The organism is Paenibacillus rhizoryzae (assembly GCF_059686995.1).
In genome coordinates this window covers 403,053-423,012 of record NZ_JCAALT010000002.1, presented here as the reverse complement: position 1 = coordinate 423,012, position 19,960 = coordinate 403,053, and the positions used below count along the sequence as shown (strand labels likewise).

Annotated in this window: 14 protein-coding genes; 11 read left to right on the top strand and 3 right to left on the bottom strand. The window is 52.0% G+C overall.

All coding sequences use genetic code 11. The annotated features are described in order from the left end of the window. Positions 1-38 precede the first annotated feature (38 nt). Entirely contained in the window at positions 39-1,220 is a 1,182-nt protein-coding gene (locus AC6ESO_RS07210; protein WP_497090774.1) for a conserved virulence factor C family protein, read from the bottom strand. Between the two features lie 187 nt (positions 1,221-1,407). Here AC6ESO_RS07210 and AC6ESO_RS07205 point away from each other — a divergent pair, with 187 nt between their 5' ends. The 6 genes from AC6ESO_RS07205 (at position 1,408) to AC6ESO_RS07180 (ending at position 7,136) form a co-directional block, all read left to right on the top strand. Continuing rightward, entirely contained in the window at positions 1,408-2,343 is a 936-nt protein-coding gene (locus AC6ESO_RS07205) for an MBL fold metallo-hydrolase (RefSeq protein WP_497090773.1), read from the top strand. 72 nt (positions 2,344-2,415) lie between these two features. Next, on the top strand, positions 2,416-4,038 hold the full coding sequence (locus AC6ESO_RS07200) for an ATP-binding cassette domain-containing protein (RefSeq protein WP_494818252.1): 1,623 nt from the start codon (positions 2,416-2,418) through the stop codon (positions 4,036-4,038). A 238-nt stretch (positions 4,039-4,276) separates the two neighbouring features. Then, a complete protein-coding gene (locus AC6ESO_RS07195) occupies positions 4,277-4,759 on the top strand; it encodes a double zinc ribbon domain-containing protein (protein WP_494818253.1) in 483 nt (160 codons plus the stop codon). Positions 4,760-4,903: 144 nt separating this feature from the next. Further along, positions 4,904-5,479 carry a class I SAM-dependent methyltransferase gene (locus AC6ESO_RS07190; RefSeq protein ID WP_497090772.1) on the top strand — a complete coding sequence of 192 codons (576 nt, stop codon included), beginning with the start codon at positions 4,904-4,906 and terminating at the stop codon, positions 5,477-5,479. 108 nt (positions 5,480-5,587) lie between these two features. Beyond that, positions 5,588-5,824 (top strand): KTSC domain-containing protein, encoded by a 237-nt coding sequence (locus AC6ESO_RS07185; protein WP_494818255.1) that lies wholly within the window; start codon positions 5,588-5,590, stop codon positions 5,822-5,824. Between the two features lie 325 nt (positions 5,825-6,149). Continuing rightward, positions 6,150-7,136, top strand: coding sequence for a C40 family peptidase (locus AC6ESO_RS07180; RefSeq protein WP_497090771.1), 987 nt, complete (start codon positions 6,150-6,152; stop codon positions 7,134-7,136). A 306-nt stretch (positions 7,137-7,442) separates the two neighbouring features. On the opposite strand, the gene AC6ESO_RS07175 is transcribed toward AC6ESO_RS07180, so the two are convergent. Next, on the bottom strand, positions 7,443-8,558 hold the full coding sequence (locus AC6ESO_RS07175) for an MGDG synthase family glycosyltransferase (RefSeq protein ID WP_494818257.1): 1,116 nt from the start codon (positions 8,556-8,558) through the stop codon (positions 7,443-7,445). A gap of 185 nt (positions 8,559-8,743) precedes the next feature. Between AC6ESO_RS07175 and kapB the strand changes: the two genes are divergently transcribed. The 4 genes from kapB (at position 8,744) to AC6ESO_RS07155 (ending at position 12,696) form a co-directional block, all read left to right on the top strand. Further along, positions 8,744-9,136: a sporulation phosphorelay system protein KapB gene (kapB, locus tag AC6ESO_RS07170; protein ID WP_494818258.1), complete on the top strand. Its 393-nt coding sequence runs from the start codon at positions 8,744-8,746 to the stop codon at positions 9,134-9,136. 115 nt (positions 9,137-9,251) lie between these two features. Then, positions 9,252-9,818 (top strand): orotate phosphoribosyltransferase, encoded by a 567-nt coding sequence (gene pyrE, locus AC6ESO_RS07165; protein ID WP_497090770.1) that lies wholly within the window; start codon positions 9,252-9,254, stop codon positions 9,816-9,818. A gap of 92 nt (positions 9,819-9,910) precedes the next feature. Then, positions 9,911-10,495 (top strand): TetR/AcrR family transcriptional regulator, encoded by a 585-nt coding sequence (locus tag AC6ESO_RS07160; RefSeq protein WP_497090769.1) that lies wholly within the window; start codon positions 9,911-9,913, stop codon positions 10,493-10,495. A 185-nt stretch (positions 10,496-10,680) separates the two neighbouring features. After that, complete coding sequence (locus AC6ESO_RS07155; RefSeq protein WP_497090768.1) at positions 10,681-12,696, top strand: YhgE/Pip family protein; 2,016 nt, start codon at positions 10,681-10,683, stop codon at positions 12,694-12,696. Between the two features lie 891 nt (positions 12,697-13,587). On the opposite strand, the gene AC6ESO_RS07150 is transcribed toward AC6ESO_RS07155, so the two are convergent. Then, positions 13,588-14,931, bottom strand: coding sequence for an SGNH/GDSL hydrolase family protein (locus tag AC6ESO_RS07150; RefSeq protein ID WP_497090767.1), 1,344 nt, complete (start codon positions 14,929-14,931; stop codon positions 13,588-13,590). 321 nt (positions 14,932-15,252) lie between these two features. Here AC6ESO_RS07150 and gltB point away from each other — a divergent pair, with 321 nt between their 5' ends. After that, on the top strand, positions 15,253-19,857 hold the full coding sequence (gene gltB / locus AC6ESO_RS07145) for a glutamate synthase large subunit (protein WP_497090766.1): 4,605 nt from the start codon (positions 15,253-15,255) through the stop codon (positions 19,855-19,857). Positions 19,858-19,960: the final 103 nt, after the last annotated feature.

Below are 19,960 nucleotides of genomic sequence, written 5' to 3'. Positions count from 1 at the left end.
TCCGCTTATGCGAATTACAGTTAGGAAGCCCTTTATGCTTACTCGTTGTTTGATTTGTTGTTTCTTTGCGCCGTCATCTGCTGCCAGACGGATCCGGCAGCTTCTTCGCCGCGCTCAATCCGTTCCAGGGCGATGCGCGCCTGCAGGCTGACCTCGAATTCCGGGTCAGCCGCGGCTGCTTGCAGCGCCTCTGCCGCGGAGTCGTCGCCGACCTCGTAGAGGAAGCGGGCGGCCCGCCAGCGGACGAGCTTGTTGCGGTCGCGCAGCGCTTCAATCATGGCCGGGATCGCGGCGGGGTCGCCAAGATCCGAGAGCGTGTCGCCGGCGGTGCGCCGCACGGACGCGGACGCGTCGCGCAGTGCCGCGATCAAGAGCGGCATCGCCTCCGGCAGGCGCAGCTCGCCGAGATAGACGACGGCCAGTCTCCGGATGGAGACGTTGTCGTCGGTTATGGCTTTGGCGAGCAGCGGGAGCATCGCCGGCTCCGGCGCCGTGCGCGAGAGCGCCTCGTAGCGCACGCTCCACTCCGGCGATGCGAGCCGCTCGGCGAGCTGCTCTGCCGTAAGCGGCGAAGGCCGCGCCGCCGGCGCCGGGGGGGCATCGCCCTGCGCGGCACCGAGCGCGATCGCCGCCGCGACAAGTTCCTCCAGCCGCTCCTGCGGATAAGCGGCTTCAAGCTCTCTCACGAGCTCCGCTGCAATCTCATCGGGCTCGCCATAGCGGACCCCGAGCTCCTCCAGCATTCGCTCGCGAATCATCGAGGAGGCGGCTGCCCGCGTCACCGCCTCCGTGAACTGCGCGGGAAGCGCCGCGCGCGCTTCGCCGCCCGGCGTGCGCACGCGCACCTGCATCGGGATTCCCCGATACAGCTGCACGAACGCGTGCGCTTCGCCGAAGCTCTCTGCGCCGGGCACAGCTGCGCCAGTACCCGCGCCAGAGCCTTCGGCCGAACCGGCCTCATCGCCGCTCACGAGGATGCGCCGCGCTTCGGCCAGAATCCGCTCCCAGTCAGCCCCCGGCTTCCGGTCGAGCGCGATAAAATCCGTCGTGCGGAACAAGCCGCGCACGCCGTCGATGCGAAGCAGGCTGCGCAGCGGTTCAGCCGCGCTGTCTGCTTCGCTAAGGGCCAGGCTGAAGCGCTGCCCGGCGGGCAGCTTCTCATTCACGTTTAATTTCATTGTATTTGGACTTGGCGTCGGTTCAATACCAAGTAATTTCATATGGTTTTCCCCCATTCCCGTTCATCGTTAGACTATATTGTAAACCATTTGGCAAGGGAACCACAATTAACATTCACGGGGGTGAACGCCGTTTGCTTAATCGATTTAAGCTTGGTATCTTTGAAAGAAAAGAATGGTTGTATCATGCAGCCGATAGAGACAGGAAACCGACAACACGACGGGAGACGTGAGAACCATGCGCTTTGAAAATTTAAATCGGGAAGCGGTACCCAAAACGTTCAAGGAAGTCAGGCAATGGCGACGAGAGCGTGCCGGCAAAATGAAGCTCAAAGATTATTCCTATACGGTTCCGACTGCAGATCCGGACTTGATTTATTTGCATTCCAACTCGGCTGAGCCATCGTTGACTTGGATTGGTCACTCGACGTTTCTCATCCAGCACTCCGGGCTCAATATTATAACCGATCCGATTTGGGCCGAGAAGCTCGCGTTACAACGACGGTTGTCTCCGCCGGGACTTGCGATTCAAGATGTACCGCCAATTGACGTCGTCTTGATATCCCATTCTCATTATGATCATCTTCATATGAAATCACTCGAACAGCTCAAGGGCAGCAAAACGTTGATCGTACCCGTTGGCCTTGCCGATAAATTGCGCCGCAAAGGGTTCTCCTCCATCATCGAGCTGGAGTGGTGGCAATCCGCTATAATCAGCGGCGTTACGTTTACCTTTGTACCTGCACAACACTGGACACGCCGCACCTTGACGGACACGAACAAATCGCATTGGGGCGGATTCATCATAGAATCAGAACTGGCACCGACGGTATATTTTGCCGGGGACAGCGGATATTTCGACGGATTCAAGGAGATTGGCGACCGTTTCGACATCGACGTTGCGCTGATGCCAATCGGGGCTTATGAGCCGGAATGGTTCATGGGACAGCAGCATGTGACACCGGAGGAGGCGCTGCAAGCCTTCCTTGATGTGCGCGCCAAACGGTTCGTGCCGATGCATTACGGATCGTATAAATTAGCCGACGACACACCGCGCGAAGCGCTGGATCGACTGGAAGCCGAAAGCAAGCGGCTCTCGCTGGGGAGAGGGACCCTGATGATCCTTCCTCATGGAGAAACCGTGCGATTAAATGATAACAAGTAGGCAATCATACGCGATTTTATGCTATAATGGTGTGATGAGTAGAACATTTAGTGAAGGACGGGATTGTTTAAAATGATTAGTACAAGCGGCATAACGCTTCGTTTCGGTAAGCGTGCGCTATTTGAAGATGTAAATATTAAATTTACGCCTGGCAACTGCTACGGCTTGATCGGTGCAAACGGCGCAGGCAAATCGACGTTTCTGAAGATTCTTTCCGGCGAAGTAGAGCAAACGAGCGGCGAGGTTCATATTACACCGGGTGAACGCTTTGCGGTCCTGAAACAGAACCATTATGAGTACGATGATTTCCTCGTACTCGAAACGGTTATTATGGGCCACAAGAAGCTCTATGAAGTGATGAAAGAGAAAGACGCGATCTACGCGAAAGCGGAATTCACCGATGAAGACGGCATGCGCGCAGGCGAATTGGAAGCGGAATTCGCAGACATGAACGGCTGGGAAGCGGAGTCCGAAGCAGCAGGCATGCTGAACGGTCTTGGCATTACGCCTGATCTTCACGACAAGAAAATGTCGGAGCTTTCCGGTAACGAGAAAGTTCGGGTACTCTTAGCGCAAGCCTTGTTCGGTACGCCGAACATTCTGCTGCTCGATGAGCCTACCAACCATCTTGACATGCAATCCATCGGCTGGCTTGAGGATTTCCTCTCCCGCTATGAAGGTACTGTAATCGTAGTATCCCATGACCGTCACTTCTTGAACCAAGTGTGTACGCATATCGCGGATATCGATTTCGGTAAGATCCAAATGTATGTCGGTAACTATGACTTCTGGTATGAGTCCAGCCAATTGGCGCTGACGCTCATGCGCGATAACAACAAGAAGAAGGAAGACAAAATCAAGGAGCTGCAAGCGTTTATTCAACGTTTCAGCGCGAACAAGTCCAAATCCAAGCAAGCGACTTCCCGTAAGAAGCTTCTTGATAAGATTTCGCTTGATGACATTCGTCCTTCCAGCCGTAAATATCCATTCATCAACTTCAAGCCTGAGCGTGAAGCTGGCAAGCAATTGCTGCTGACTGAAGGCTTGACGAAAACCGTTGACGGCGTGAACCTGATCGACAACCTGACGATCACGGTTAACAAAGGCGATAAGATCGCGCTTGTTGGTCCGAACACACTGCCGAAAACAATCTTGTTCCAATTGCTTACGGGAGAGATCGAACCGGATGCAGGTTCATTCCAATGGGGGATTACAACGACACAAGCGTATTTCCCTAAAGACAACTCGCAGTATTTCGACGGCGTAGAGATGAACCTTGTCGACTGGCTTCGCCAATATTCGAAGGATCAGGATGAGAGCTTCATCCGCGGCTTCCTTGGCCGCATGCTGTTCTCCGGTGACGAGGCGCTTAAGAAAGCAAGCGTATTGTCCGGGGGCGAGAAGGTTCGCTGCATGCTGTCCAAGATGATGCTGTCCAGCTCGAACGTACTGCTCATGGACGAACCGACGAACCATTTGGATCTCGAGTCCATCACGGCGCTTAACAACGGTTTGATTGACTTTGATGGCACGCTGATTTTCACATCGCATGACCATCAGTTCGTTCAAACGATTGCCAACCGCATTATCGAAATTACGCCTAACGGTGTAATCGATCGTATGATGTCATACGACGAGTACCTCGAGAGCGCTGAAATTAAAGCGATTCGCGAGCGTATGTACCCAGCGGAATAAGTTCATAACGATTCAACTCCATTAGCGGGCTTTTTCGAACATTGCGTTCGGCAAAGCCCGCTTTTTTGCTGTGTAATGCCTGATTTGTTGTTCTTTCGCAATAGTCCGGAACATAAACTATAGCAATAGCCTGTGTAGTGTTATGTCGTATATTAGGTCTATGGATGTGCATGACCTGTCAGGGCGGTTTATGTTAAAATGACAAGAGTAGATGAATAGTTGAAGGAGTCGATAGTTTATGTCCTTTTTCGATAAAGTTAAACAAGGTGCATCGGAAGCGGCGAAGAAAGCACAGCAAACGGTTGAAATCACAAAATTGAAAGCGCAAATCTCCGGCAAGGAGAGAGAAATCGATAAAGTGTTTGCAACCATCGGAGCTGCGGTTTACCGTGCGCATCAAGCGCATGACATGTCATCAGCCGAGCATGAAGTCACTGGCTGCTGCATGCAGGTGGATGAGCTGCACGTGGAAATCGGGCAACTGGAAGAACGGATTAAGATGATTCGTTTCGAGAAAACATGCAGCTGCGGCAAAGTAGTTGCGCTCGATACGAAGTTCTGCCCGGATTGCGGATCTGCGCTGGGAGATGAGCCTAAGAATGAAACGACTGTCGGCGAGATTGTCGTCATCTGCAACACTTGCAAAACCGAGAACGAATTGAACGCTAAGTTCTGCGTGTCCTGCGGCTCCGGCTTAGCAGCCTCAGGTTCCGGATACTAGTTCCCTATTCATGAAGTTAGAGCAGTCCCTGCGCGCCTATCGGTGTATCGGGACTGCTTTTTTTTATGTACATGTGCCGTTACGTTGCAAGGACATGCTCATAAACTAACAGAAGAACAGTCAGGGTAAGGAGGTAGAAGAGAGGTGGCATACGAAACAACGGATCGGGATTTCAATGGATTGCTTCATCGAAAGCTTACGAATAGGGACAGTTTGCTCGATATCGGGAGCGGGCCATGCGTACTGCTGGACACATTCCCGTATAACCATATTGTCGCGCTTGAGATTCATCGGCCCTATTTGGTTAACCGGGCGACGAATGCGAGTCATATTATCCCTTTAAACGCCGATGCCAGGGAGATCAATAAGCTGTTTGTGCCCAAGTCGTTCTCAGCGGTGTCGTTCATCGATTCCATCGAGCATTTCACCAAGCATGATGCCCATTTGCTCCTGCGGAAAGCGGAGGTAATTGCCAAGCACCATGTTATCCTCTATACGCCACGTGGCTTCTTCCCGCAGGAGTATGTGGATCACTTTGGGTTGAACGGGGAGAAATTCCAAACCCATCGCAGCGGCTGGGAGCCGGCTGAGCTGGAGCAGCTGGGCTATGAGGTCACGATTATGAAAGGGATGCATGATCAGCGAAATCCGGCATTTGTTCATGCATTTGGCTTGGAGCACACGCCGATTGATGCGCTGCTGGCCATTAAGTATTTGTGATAAATAATATTTTGCATGGATAACGATTCACTTTAGTGCTGTTATGGTTACAATTTGGATATATATAGTAATGTCCTTGCGATATCCTACACTTGGGAGGCGTTGGCTATGCTCGTACCCGTGGAATCCAAACAAATCGCATTCTGTTCGTATAATGAGGACGAGGCATCTTTGTATTTATACTACCATACAGGGGATGTGGCCATTTTCTCGTCGATCGGGAAGCTCGACTATCAGTCCGTCATCGATTCTCCAAACCGTTACGACACCCTCATGCTCATTATGAAGAAAAGCCAGAGCGAGTCGGAGCTTCATGCATTTTTCCCTGAAATGGAAGGGATTTAGCAGTACATTCATACGAAAGCCGCATTGGTAGTATTTACATTATTGCAGAATGCACAGACAATACTAGTACTTTAGGCTTTCATATAGGACCGAAGCACTTCGATGTGAAAGGAAGTGTACGCATAGGAAGTGCGGGGGTTCGCGCGAAGACATCTCTAAACAGGAGGTGTCTTTTTTGCGTGTATAGGTTCGCATGCTAGTGCTATTCGACTAGTAAGCGGGATGACAAATGAGCCATGTGGACGATATATGCATTTTACGTAGTTCCGTACAATTGGCATTAGGGCAAAACGCCTACAGCACGACCAACATAAGGAGGATCAAAATGAAAAAGTTTACAGCATCACTGCTTGTCCTGATTCTAACTGCTTTGCTTGTCATGCCATCAGTGATGGGCGCCTCACCGGCTCCAGCACCTGTCGTCGGCGAAATTCAATCCAGTGTAAGTTTCCGCAGCGCACCGTCTACCTCTTCAACCGTCTACAAATATTTGAAGGCGGGCGATAACGTTGTCATCTTGGAGAAAACGAACGCGAGTTGGTACAAAGTACAAGATGTTTATGGCACGATCGCTTATGTCTCTTCTTCCGATAAATATATTGAAATCATCTATAACGCATCGATCGTTTCATCCGTTTCGTTCCGTAAATCTCCTTCCACAGATGGCACGCGTCTGCGCTATCTGAGCAAAGGTGAGTCTGTTCTGATCACAGGTCAACCGAACAGCGCTTGGTATGCAGTAACCGATTCGAATGGCGTTAAAGGTTATGTCAGCACAAGCGATCAATACATATCGACTGGTGCAAGCTTCTCGCTGCCTAGCGGCACGAATCCTGGTTCAGGCACAGGCGGCGGCACTACACCGAACGCACCGCAATTGATCGAGAACACAATCGCAGCCGGCATGAAATATTGGGGGACCCCATATGAGTTCGGTTCCGACCGTGACACGACTACAACATTCGATTGCTCCGATTTCGTGCGTACAGCATTCCGCGAAGGTGCAAACCTAACGCTTCCGGCGGATTCGCGTAAGCAAGGCGACTACGTGAAAGCGAAAGGCGCTACGAAATCAGATTGGCGTTCACTGAAACGCGGCGACTTGATGTTCTTCATGGAATACAAAGGCTCGAAAGCTTCCAACTACGCAGGTGTCAACAAAGCGACTGAAACGATTACACACGTAGGTATCTACCTGGGTAATGGCCAAATCCTGCATACGTATTCCACTGAATCCGGCGGCGTTCGCACAAGCGACATCGCAGGCGGACAGTGGGAGAATCGCTTCTTGTTTGGCGGAAGCGTACTTTAGATCGAATATCGATAAACCGGAATGGCTGCGGCCTTTCCGGTTTTTTTGTGGTTTAGGTGAGGTAGGAGGGGATAACGGCAAATATTGCTCAAAACGCATCTTTTGAGATCCAACGCCCAGTAAGAAAGTCATTTTAGAGAGGAAATGTTGCATTCTTAGCAGGATTAGAGTCCACTGTTACATAAGAGAGATCCAATGATGCAATTTGAGCAACAATCGCAAAACAGCAATCAGTAATCGCCAACCAACAACCAGCTATACACTCTCAGTAGACTTCATCGCCAGCCAGCAGGCAGAAAAAAACCGTCACTGCAGAAACTGCAGGACGGCGCGGGAGCATTCCATCGGATTGTATTGTTGGTTGCGTTTGTTTATAAGATCCAGCCGGTGTTGTCCGGAGGTATAAGGCTCTTGAATAAGGCCGAACCATTTATCGATCGTTTCGGAGGAAATCAGCATCTCGCCAAAACCGCTCGCGACGAAGTATTCGCAGTTCACTTCTTCTTGTCCCGGAATCGGTTCGTAGAAGAGCATCGGGATGCTTTTGCTCAAGCCTTCTGTACATGTCATGCCGCCGGGCTTTGTAATCAACAGGTCGGAGACGTCCATCAGCTTGTTAATTTCTTTGGTAAACCCAAGCACCTTGATGTTCGGATGTTGAAAATTAGGGTCAGCGAGCATTCGCTCACGTGCCTTCTCGTTGTTGCCGACACAATAGATCAGCTGAATCTTATCGCGCCAACGGGTCATGTAGCTAAGTAAATCATCGCTGTACATAATCCCCCAACCGCCGCCCATAATAAGGACGGTTGGCAATGGTTTCAAATCAAACTGCGCCTGCAGCTCCGATTTGTCATGCGTTTGCCAGAAGTTCGGATGTACCGGGATACCGGTAACCTCAATTCGCCCAGGCGAGATTCCGCGGTCGGTCAGCTTGTTTTTAACTTCATTGGTAGACACAAGATATTTGGTCACCTCGGAGCTTGTCCAAGTGCCATGCGCATCGTAATCGGTAATGAGCGTATAGAGCGGAACTTGCAGCCCAAGTCTCTTCAGCCGTGAAACGACTGCATTAGGAACAGGGTGCGTGCATACGATCAAATCCGGTTTCAACTGGGCGATGACCTGCGATGTATGCGTATAGAAAATACGATGCAGCGCCAGCTGCGCGAATCGGTTAAGTGATTTTTTATATTGTCTGCGGTATAGCTTTCCGAGCAGTTTCGGTTGTTTAGTCACTGTTTTGCGATATGCGGATACAATCAGCGGGCCGATGACCGGGTTAAGAAAATTGCCCAGCTCAATGACGCGAGTCTGAATTGTAGAATCAAGTGAACGAAGACCGACCGCAAGGGCATAAGCCGCTTGGGTATGTCCGGAACCGAACCCTTCGGATAGGAGCAATACTCTTTTTTTTCGCACATTCTCACCTGCTTCTTCTACCGGTTCAGGAATCCCTAAGAACTCTCTTTCTCATATTACGCTGTTTTCCCTTTGAAGCACAAGATTGGAATTAAGACTTGCGTATGATTGCATCCTTATTTTATGCTAAAAATTAGGCGGTTCGCGGTAGTTGCGAATACGGACAAGAATGGAGTGGTTATAAAATGCAGCAAAAAGAAAAATTTATTCCGGAACAAGGCTCTATCGTAACGTTTACCTATAAATCGGGCGATTATGCAGGGGAAGTAATGGAAACAGGCGGACCACGCGCATTGATTAAAGTGCTGGCGGTATTGAAGCACCCGGAGCAAGGCGATTTGCACAATCCCTATAATCCCGACGTGCCGATGTTTCATGAACGCAGAGCGCTAAGCTACACCGAGAAAACGAACGTACCTTACGGCGATATCAGCGGACTTTACCCGGGAGAAGTGCCATCGTATAAAGAGTCGCTTACACGAGCCGTTGCCGCCGAGATCGAAGCGATCGACCGTTTGAAGCGTTGGGCCGAGCGGGGTCTTGAGCAGCTGAAGCAGTTGGAGAAAGAGTATAAGTAGGTTGGATGAGTGGGGCAGCTTGGTCAACTGAAGAACGAGGAAGACAAGAGCAGCTGAGGCAGCACATTAAAGCAGCTAATGGCTATGAAACAGGTTCGTTGGAGGGGGATGCGTTATGAATAGGAACGAATTGGCGAAGGGGATTTACAACAGCTCGCATTTGTCGGGAAGTTTTACGCTGCGTTCGGGTCAGGTTTCGGAGACGTATTTTGACAAGTATTTATTTGAAGCGAACCCTCGATTGCTTGGCGCCATTGCCTGCGAGCTGGCCTTATGTATTCCGATTGGTATCGATGTGCTTGCAGGCCTGGAGATGGGCGGCATCCCCGTTGCAACGGCACTTTCGCTGGAAACGAATATCCCTGCGGCCTTCGTGCGGAAGCAGGCGAAGAGCTATGGAACATGCAAGCTTGCTGAAGGTGCGGAAGTACGCGGCCAGAAGGTTTGCATTGTGGAGGATGTCGTCACGACCGGCGGACAGATTCTGCTAAGCGTTGCAGAGCTGCGCGCGGCAGGCGCGATCGTTGAAGACGTCTTATGTGTCATCGAACGACACCCGGATGGCCGCAAGAAGCTCGAGGAAGCGGGACTGAAGCTGCATGCTTTGTTTACGATCGAGGAGCTTGAGGCTGCTGGCAGCAAGGACGATGCTGCGGTTACGGGTGAGGTTTGGAGTGATTGATAATGAGTGATTGACTGAATGACTATATTGCGTTTTTGGTCAGTCGGTGCTATTATGTCCTATATCATGTTGAATAAGGAGGCTGCAGCGTAATGGAACAGAAGAAACCGGTCGATCGCAGAATGCAAATTGTTGAGGCGGCGGGAAAATCGTTTGCCATGTTTGGTTATAAGGCGACGACGATGGAGCTTGTTTCCAAAATCGCTGCAGTCGGCAAAGGAACGATTTATACGTTTTTTGCGACGAAGGAAGACCTGTTTAATGAAATCATCGGGCAGCTGGCTGCCGAGCTTCGCAGCTTGGCAGAGCGCACGATCGATCGCAATCGGAACTTCTTCGATAATTTGGCTGCTGTCCTGCACGAGCTGCTGCTGTTTCGCGAGAAGCATGAGCTCATCGTGAAGCTGTCGCAGGAAATTCGCGATTTGGGTACGCCAATGGCGAAGGACGGAGTGGCGAGGCTCGAACAGGCTATTCATGCTTTTATCCAGCATGAGGTTGAGCTTGCCATTGAAAAGAATGAGCTGCGTGGCGTTGATCCGGCGCTGACTGCTTTTGTCATCCTGAAGCTGTACGTTGCAATCGGCGTCGAGTGGAGCAGAACTCACCAGCTGACGCGGGAAGAGCTTGCGGCTTATTTTACAAGCTTGCTGCGTGAAGGTGTTGGCGTGAAGTAGGCGGTGAAGTTCGTTAAAGGCCAAGGTACGGAGTAGGCGGAAAGTTAAGAGCCTGCTGCGTGAGGAGTAGTTCCGAAGGCAGCGGCTAGTTGGGTATGTGGACTAGTCCTTTTTTTTGAAGTGAATTGACCGAAAAACCAAAACGGTCATTTATTCATTGAAGTGTACATGGAGGGGGAATCGCTATGCGAGGTTTATCATTGTTTGGCAAGGAGTTTAGCCGGATTGTCCGCAGTCCGAAGCTTCTTATCCCAATTGTGGGCGTGTTGTTTATTCCGATTATGTACAGCGGGATGTTGATTGGATCGTTTTGGGACCCGTACGGGAAGTTGAGTGAGCTGCCGGTGGCGGTTGTGAATGAGGATGCCGGCGCACAGTTTGAAGGAAAACCGCTGGCTGTCGGGCAGGATTTGGTAAAAGAATTAAAGGCCAACAAGGAATTTGATTGGGCTTTTGTGAGCCGAGCCGAAGCTGAGAAAGGTGTTCAAGACGGTGATTACTATTATGTGATTGAAATTCCCGAATCTTTTTCTAAGCAAGCCACTACACTGCTCGATGAGAAGCCGCAGCCTGCGGCCATCCGTTACGTATCTAACGATAGCGGCAACTACTTAGCGGCCAAAATCGGTCAAGCCGCAATCGAGAAACTCCAAACCGAAATTTCGCGGCAGGTGACGAAAGCTTATGCGGAGGCGGTATTCGACAGCATCGGCGATGCGTCAGACGGCATTGTAAAAGCGAGCGAAGGCGCAGGCAAGCTGAGCGACGGCGCTTCGGATGCGGAGAGAGGTGCCAAGCTGCTGCGCGATAATGTTGCGAAGCTGGCTTCCGGCTCGGAGCAGCTCGCCGGAGGCGTCAAGGCGCTTGGCAGCGGCGCCGGTCAATTGGCGGCCGGCACGGCTGCGGTTCGCGACGGCTCGGCGACGCTCGCAGCCGGGCTCGGCAAGCTCGAGGCCGCCGGCGCGCAGCTCGGCGGCGGAGCTAAGCAAGCAGCTGAGGCCGGTGCGAAGCTGGCCGAAGGGCTTGCCTCGGCGGAGCAAGGCGGTGCGCAGCTCGCCGGCGCAGCCGCGCAGCTGTCGGCGGCGCTTGAGGCGTACGCCGCCGCAGCTTCGCCGGATGCAGCGCAGGATCCCGCGCTGCAGGAGCTTCTCGGCGCAGCCCGCGCGGTATCCGCGGGCGCAGCCGAGCTCTCTGGCGGCAGCGCGAAGCTTGCCGCCGGCGGCGCGCAGCTGCAGCAGGGCCAGCTGCAGCTGCAGCAAGGGCTAGCGGCGCTGCACGCGCAGCTCGCAGCCGCGCAGCAAGGCGGCGCGAAGCTAGCCGCCGGCGCCGAGAGCGCCGCGGCCGGTGCCGCGAAGCTGGCGGACGGCGCAGCCGCCGCTGGCCGCGGTGCGGCCGAGCTTGCCGGGGGCTCCGGCAAGCTCGCTAGCGGCTCCGCCGCGCTTGCGAGCGGCGCAGAGCAGCTCGCAGGCGGCACAGCCGAGCTGTCGGGCAAGCTCGGCGATGCCGCGAAGCAAACCGGGGGCATCACCGGAACCGATGCCCTGTACGACATGTTCGCGAATCCTGTCCATGTCGATGAGCAGAAACTGACCGACGTGCCGAACTACGGTACGGGCTTCACGCCGTACTTCTTGTCACTGGGTCTGTTTGTAGGCGCATTGCTCTCCACGATGGTCCTCCCGATGCGCGAAACAGGGCTGAAGCCACGCTCCGGCTGGAGCTGGTTCGTCAGCAAAGTATTGCTCTTTATCGTAGTTGGCGTTGTGCAAGCCTTGATTGCAGACGCGATTCTGCTCTACGGCATCGGCCTCGAGGTTAATCACTTAGGCGCATTCATTGGGATGTCGATGCTCGCGAGTGTCACCTTCATGATGATTGTCCAGTTCCTTGTAACATTGCTCGATCAGCCTGGACGCTTCGTCTCCGTCATACTGCTCATTCTTCAACTGACGGGCAGCGCAGGTACGTATCCATCCGAGCTTGTACCATCATGGCTGCAGCATATCAGCGCATGGCTGCCGATGACATACACGATCAGCGCATTCCGCGAAATCGTGACAGGAAACGAACTGTTGACTGTAGGAAGCAAAGCGATGCATACCGCAAGCTTCGCAGTCGTATTCGCAGCACTTTCACTAATCGTCTTCCTCATGCTGCATCGCAAAGCAAACAGCGATGCAGCAGACACAGCAACTGTGTAGCTCCCAGAGCAACACATCATCTTATAATCACGGAAGATGGCCAATGAGTAGCCCCCAGGGCACCACATTAGCCGAAATCCGCTGAATTTAGAGAAAGAGTAGCTCCCAGAGCTACTCTTTCTTCATCTAACTGTGATTTATTCCCAAGTGTAACTCCCGGAACAGCCCATCATCTACAATCGTGGAAATTATCTCATGAGTAGCTCTCCAAGCAAATACATTCACATAAACCAATTGGGCACTTTAGCAACTTACGAAGTCACGATAACTTGAAGTGAGTAAGAGAAGTGAACAAGAGCTAGCAGGTGCCATTCATTCGCGATAACCTACCAATTCAGCATAAAGAGAGGTACCAGCTACCGCACATTGGCAAATCAACGTCTAAAATGACAAAAGTGCGGTACTGGTTACTCTACAGTGTTTGCCAAGGTATATGTCAGGAGATCCACTTCGAGCAAGCAATTCCCCAGTCTTCCTCCCAACATGGAGCAAATCCCGATCAGTTACTCCAAAGAAACTCACCAGGAGATCCACTTCGAGCAAATCCCGATCAGTTACTCCAAAGAAGCTCACCAGGAGATCCACATGGAGCGAATCCCGATGAGTTACTCCAAAGAAGCTCATCAGGAGATCCACATGGAGCGATTTCTGATGAGTTACTCCAAAGAAGCTCACCAGTAGATCCACATGGAGCGAATCCCGATGAGTTACTCCAAAGAAGCTCACCAGGAGATCCACATGGAGCGACTCAAGCTAGCCGATCCGGCCCTCGGCCAATCAGCCGATTGGCCAATCTCCAACCAGCGGCGAGACTGCAAAACGCCGCAACAAAACAAAAAAAGCATGAATTCACCATCCTGGTGAATTCATGCCTTTCAATTGCTTTTCCAATTAAGACTGGATAAACACAGTCGCAATCGGCTTGCGATAAACAACCTGGTAACCAAGACCTTTGGACAATGCCGCGAGCGGGAGGTAGGTCACCGAGGTGCCGCCGGACTGCTGCAGGTAAGCTGGTGTCTCAAGCGGTACGGTTTGACCGTTCACTTTCATCGTATCGGCGCCGATGGTGAAGGCTACGACTTGGTCACCGGACTTAATCGTAGCGGTACGTGTATTACCATCCCAGGCGAGTGTCGCGTTTAATGCTGTCGTGACATCGCGCATCGGGAGGAACGTCGTGTTGTTTTTCATAACCGGCTTATTGCCGCCCTTCAGCGGCTTTCCGTTTACGATAACGCGAAGCGGTGTATCGGCTGTCAGCGCTTCAGGGTCGCGATAGTCGCCCCAGATCCCTTTGGCAAAAGCTCTTCCGATGACATCGTAACCCGATTGCTTCGGATGAATGTCGCCTTTGAGGATGGAGGTGTAGCTGAGCTCTTTGCCGCGGAACGGTGCCGACACATCGACGGTTCGCACATCGAAGCCTTCTTTCGTCAGCTTAGAGGCTATCGCCTCGGTTTGCGTTTTCAGCTTCGCCACGCCATCGGTTAATACCGCATATTGTTCTTGCGTAATGGTTTGATTAATGGTAGAAGGCTTCGGCGCAGGCAAGTACTGGTCGGCAAAAACAACCGTAGCATTCGGGTTCATTTTGAGAATCGTACGAAGCGATGCTTCTAATGAAGGATAATAACGATCCAATAAGGCATCCAACCGAGTTTGAAGTGCGGAAGCGCTGATCTCCTCATCATTTAAGATGTCGTTAAAAATCGGCGTGAAATCGTTTCCTCCGATCGTGAGCACGATCAAGTTCGCTTTCTTTAGATCCTCACCAAGCTGCGCGCTTTTCGCGACGGTGGCCTCAGCAAGCGGATAAGTCGATAAATTCGGCTGCAGCTGATCTGCCGTAATACGTGTTCCCGCAGCAGCTGCTTCCAGCAGTTTTTGCAATCCGGGCGATTTTAAACCGAGAATCCCGTAATTTTGCAGCTCAGCGCGGCCGCCGTGATAAAGCGCCTGTTCGTACACGCGATCGACATAGCCGTAGGGAACGGAATTCTCCGTCATGCCCAGCTCATAACCGAGCGTCAATGAATCGCCAACTCCAACAATGCGAAGCGGTTGGTTAGCCTCGGCCTTCGGAGCGGTGATCGCTGAAACCGCCATAATAGGAGTGGAATAGGATGATTCTGCAAAAGCCGAAGCAGCGCCGCTTCCGACAACACCTACTAACAAAGCGGCAGCCGTGAACGTAATTGTCCATTTTGGCAATTTCCTAAATTTACTATACATATTCACCACATCCTTTTGCATAATTATGCGTTCTATTTGGTGGTATCAATTTTCAGTTAATTTTTTGAATTGCTGCTGTGTCGTGGTAAAGAACACTTATCACAATTATAAAAATATTAAATTGATATCGTAATGCACTGGTGTTAAAATAATATAATAACTTTTTTCAATGGATGCATTATTGGAACGCAACCTTTTTATTGAACTGCGTGTACACCTTCATTTTAAGCGATATCGCTTTCGAAATGAAGCCGGATTCCATGAATAAGAATCCATTCCATCCGTTTATTTAAAAATTTCTCATAGAAAGGTTGCATCCAAGTGAAAGAGAACCGTTTAGGATTGCCGCCGAAGCAAGGTCTATACGATCCGCAATTTGAGAAAGACGCCTGCGGAATGGGCTTTGTGGCTAACATCAAGGGAATTAAATCACACACAATTATTCAGCAGGCGCTGACGGTGCTCGAGAACATGGAGCATCGCGGCGGTCAAGGCAGCGAGCCTAACACAGGAGACGGAGCAGGGATTCTTTTGCAAATCCCGCATGGCTTCTTCTCCCGTGAACTCAGAGAGCTCGGTGTCGAACTGCCGGCAAGCGGCGAATATGCCGTAGGTATGCTGTTCCTGTCGCAGGACGAGAACATCCGCGTGAACCATGAGCGTGAGCTCGAAGCCATTATCCGTGAGGAAGGCCAGACGCTGCTTGGCTGGCGTACCGTTCCTACGAATGATGAGAAGCTGGGCCATTCGGCGAAATCGGTTAAACCGTATGTTCGTCAAGTGTTCATCGGCCGTAGTAGCGAGCTTCAAGATGAGCTGGCTTTCGAACGCAAAATCTATGTCATTCGCAAGCGCGCGGAAATCGCTATTCGCTACTCCGGCGCAGAAGGCGCAGACAGCTTCTACTTCTCCAGCATGTCCAGCAAGAAAATCGTGTACAAAGGGATGCTCACAACAGAGCAGGTTCGCTCGTTCTATGTAGAGCTTAACGACGAAGCGATGGAAACAGCTATCGCGCTTGTTCACTCCCGTTTCTCCACGAACACGTTCCCAAGCTGGGAGCGCGCGCATCCATACCGCTATCTGATTCATAACGGCGAGATCAACACGCTTCGCGGTAACGTGAACTGGATGCATGCTCGTCAAACGATGGTTGCTTCGGAGCTGTTTGGCGACGATTTGGACAAAATCAAACCGATTATCAATCCGGACGGATCCGATACGGCGATGTTCGACAATACGCTTGAATTCCTTTACCTATCCGGTCGTTCCTTGCCGCACGCGGCGATGATGATGGTTCCTGAGCCTTGGTCCAACCACGAAGGCATGAGTGACGAGAAGAAAGCCTTCTACGAATACCACAGCTGTCTGATGGAGCCGTGGGACGGCCCGGCAGCAATGGCATTTACGGATGGTACGCAAATCGGCGCCATTCTTGACCGGAACGGTCTTCGTCCTGCCCGTTATTATGTAACGAAGGATGACGTCATCATTCTTGGCTCTGAAGCCGGAACGGTTCCTGTCGATCCCGAGAATATTCTATATAAAGACCGTCTTCGCCCAGGCCGTATGCTGCTTGTCGATACCAAAGAAGGCCGCATCGTATCGGATGAAGAGGTTAAAGCTCAAATCGCAGCGGAGAACCCGTACCGCGAGTGGCTTGATGAACACCTTATCGGTCTTGATGAGCTTCCAGATGCTCCCGAGCTTCCGGAACCGGATCATGAAACCGTTGAGAAGCGCCAACAAGCATTCGGCTACACGTTCGAAGATCTGCGCAAAGTACTTGAGCCGATGGCAGGCAGCGGCGTAGAGCCGATCGCTTCCATGGGTTATGATGCGCCGCTTGCGATTCTGTCCGAGCGTCCGCAGCGTTTGTTCAACTACTTTAAACAAATGTTCGCGCAAGTTACGAATCCGCCGATCGATGCGATTCGCGAAGAAATTATTACAGCTACAGGCACAACACTGGGTCCAGAGCGCAACTTGCTCAATGCCGAGCCTGAAAGCTGCCGCCATATTAAATTAGCTTCACCGGTATTGTCGAACGAAGAGTTCGCGAAGCTGCGCCATGTGCGCCGTCCGGGGTTCAAATCCATTACGCTGCCGACGCTGTTTAATGCAGCGGAGGGCGAAGCTGGCTTGCGTTTTGCGATTAAGCAAATGTGCGAAGCGGCTGACCGCGTAATTGGCAAAGGCCATAATATTCTTATTCTGTCTGACCGCGGCGTAGACCGTGAGAATGCGGCAATCCCGTCGCTGCTCGCCGTATCGTCGCTGCATCACCATTTGATTCGCGAAGGTACGCGTACGAGAGTCAGCATTTTGCTGGAATCCGGCGAGCCGCGCGAAGTGCATCACTTTGCCTTGCTGCTCGGTTATGGCGTTAGCGCAGTCAACCCGTACCTTGCATTTGAAACGCTCGACGATATGATTCGCCAAGGGCTGCTCAGAGGCGTAACGCACGAGAAAGCCGTGAAAAACTTCATTAAAGCAGCTACGAAGGGCGTCGTTAAGATTCTATCCAAAATGGGTATCTCGACGATCCAATCGTACCGCGGCGCGCAAATTTTTGAAGCTGTCGGCTTAAAGGAAGAGCTCGTTGATGAGTACTTCACCTGGACGACTACACGTATCGGCGGTATCGGTCTTGACGTTATCGCAGATGAGACGCTGAAGCATCATAACCGTGCTTTCGCAGAGCAAGAAGGCCGCGTGAAAGAGCTTGATTCCGGCGGCGAATACCAATGGCGTAAAGACGGCGAAGATCACTTGTTCAGCCCGCAGACGATCCATACGCTGCAAATGGCTTCCCGTTCCAATGACTATAAGCTCTACAAGAAGTTCTCCGCGCTTGTGCAAGGCGAAGACAAGAAACATCTGACACTGCGTTCGTTGCTTGATTTCAACTACGATGCTGCTCCGGTTTCCATTGATGAAGTCGAATCCGTTGAATCCATCGTGAAACGCTTCAAGACCGGCGCGATGTCCTATGGCTCGATCAGTAAAGAAGCGCATGAAGCACTAGCTATTGCGATGAACCGCATCGGCGGCAGATCCAATACAGGTGAGGGCGGCGAAGATCCGGCGCGTTACATTCCGGATGCTAACGGCGATTCCCGCCGCAGTGCGATCAAGCAAGTGGCTTCCGGACGTTTTGGCGTAACGAGCAACTACTTGATTAATGCCGATGAAATCCAAATTAAAATGGCGCAAGGCGCGAAGCCGGGTGAAGGCGGCCAGCTTCCGGGACGCAAGGTTTATCCTTGGGTTGCTGAAGTTCGTGGTTCCACACCGGGCGTTGGACTAATCTCCCCGCCTCCGCATCACGATATTTATTCCATTGAGGATCTGGCTGAACTTATCCATGATTTGAAGAACGCCAACCCTCGTGCTCGTATTAACGTGAAGCTCGTATCCGAAGCAGGCGTAGGAACGATTGCTGCCGGCGTTGCCAAAGGCCGCGCAGATGTTATCCTCGTCAGCGGCTACGATGGCGGAACAGGCGCTTCGCCGCTTGCATCGATCCGTCATGCAGGTATGCCGTGGGAGCTTGGACTTGCTGAAACGCATCAAACGCTGATGATCAATAACCTGCGTGACCGCGTAGTTGTTGAGACAGACGGCAAAATCATGAACGGCCGCGACCTCGCGATTGCAGCGCTTCTCGGCGCCGAAGAATACGGCTTCTCGACTGCACCGCTAGTCGTACTTGGCTGTATCATGATGCGTGTCTGCCAATTGGATACTTGCCCGGTTGGTGTAGCTACGCAAAACCCTGAGCTTCGCGCGAAGTTCATGGGCGATCCTAGCCACGTAGCGAACTATATGCTGTTCGTTGCACAAGAGCTGCGGGAGATTATGGCAGAGCTTGGCTTCCGTACGATTCAAGAAATGGTCGGCCGTGTAGATCGTTTGCAAACGAAAGATCTTATTGATCACTACAAGCTCAAAGGCATCGACCTTAGACCACTTCTGCATCAGATGGAAGTTCCGCAGGATGCGGCACGCTACTGCACGCAGGAGCAGGATCATAAACTCCATGAATCATTGGATATGCAGCAATTGCTGCCGCTCGCATTGCCTGCGATCGAAACCGGTGAACAAGTTCGCGCAACACTGCCGATCACGAACATCAACCGCGTAGTTGGTACGATCGTTGGTAGTGAAGTTACTCGTCGTTATGGCGCGAAGGGATTGCCTGAAGATACGATTTCGTTCCACTTTGTCGGCTCCGCCGGTCAAAGCTTCGGCGCATTCGTACCGAAAGGCATCACGCTTTCCTTGGAAGGCGACTCCAATGACTATGTCGGCAAAGGACTTTCCGGCGGTAAAGTGATTGTAGCTCCATCCAAGAAAGCAACGTTTAAGGCAGAAGAGAATGTCATTATCGGCAACACGGCTTTCTACGGCGCGACTAACGGTGAAGCTTACATCCGCGGTATCGCGGGCGAGCGCTTCGCAGTTCGTAACTCCGGCGTGAAGGTTGTCGTTGAAGGTGTTGGCGACCACGGCTGTGAGTACATGACAGGCGGCCGCGTCGTCATTCTCGGAGGCACAGGCCGTAACTTCGCAGCCGGTATGTCCGGCGGCGTCGCTTATGTCCTCGATGAAGCAGGCGACTTCTACAAGCACTGCAACATCGAAATGGTTCTGCTGGAGCGCGTGGAGGATCCGCGTGATTCCGAGGAGCTGCAAGGCATGATTCAGCGCCATGTGGATTACACCGGCAGTGCGATCGGCGATCGTTTGCTCTCCGATTGGGAGACATCCAAGACGAAATTTGTCAAAATCATCCCGAAAGATTACAAACGGATGCTCGAGCAAATTGAGAAGATGGAACAAACCGGCCTTGCCGGCGACGAAGCCCTTCTCGCTGCATTTGAAGCCAACATGAAAGAGCTTGCTCGCGTAGGCGGAAATTAATCGCTTAGACCAAAGACCGATAACGGGGAAATCCGTTATCGGTCTTTTTTTGTTGCGTTTGGCGACATATCGATGAAGTAGTGTATAGCTGACCAATAGTACA

Bases quoted from the DNA above. Each gene is read 5' to 3' on its own strand.
- AC6ESO_RS07210 (WP_497090774.1), bottom strand. From the start codon at position 1,220: ATGAAATTACTTGGTATTGAACCGACGCCAAGTCCAAATACAATGAAA.
- AC6ESO_RS07200 (WP_494818252.1), top strand. From the start codon at position 2,416: ATGATTAGTACAAGCGGCATAACGCTTCGTTTCGGTAAGCGTGCGCTA.
- AC6ESO_RS07195 (WP_494818253.1), top strand. From the start codon at position 4,277: ATGTCCTTTTTCGATAAAGTTAAACAAGGTGCATCGGAAGCGGCGAAG.
- AC6ESO_RS07185 (WP_494818255.1), top strand. From the start codon at position 5,588: ATGCTCGTACCCGTGGAATCCAAACAAATCGCATTCTGTTCGTATAAT.
- AC6ESO_RS07180 (WP_497090771.1), top strand. From the start codon at position 6,150: ATGAAAAAGTTTACAGCATCACTGCTTGTCCTGATTCTAACTGCTTTG.
- kapB (WP_494818258.1), top strand. From the start codon at position 8,744: ATGCAGCAAAAAGAAAAATTTATTCCGGAACAAGGCTCTATCGTAACG.
- pyrE (WP_497090770.1), top strand. From the start codon at position 9,252: ATGAATAGGAACGAATTGGCGAAGGGGATTTACAACAGCTCGCATTTG.
- AC6ESO_RS07160 (WP_497090769.1), top strand. From the start codon at position 9,911: ATGGAACAGAAGAAACCGGTCGATCGCAGAATGCAAATTGTTGAGGCG.
- AC6ESO_RS07155 (WP_497090768.1), top strand. From the start codon at position 10,681: ATGCGAGGTTTATCATTGTTTGGCAAGGAGTTTAGCCGGATTGTCCGC.
- AC6ESO_RS07150 (WP_497090767.1), bottom strand. From the start codon at position 14,931: ATGTATAGTAAATTTAGGAAATTGCCAAAATGGACAATTACGTTCACG.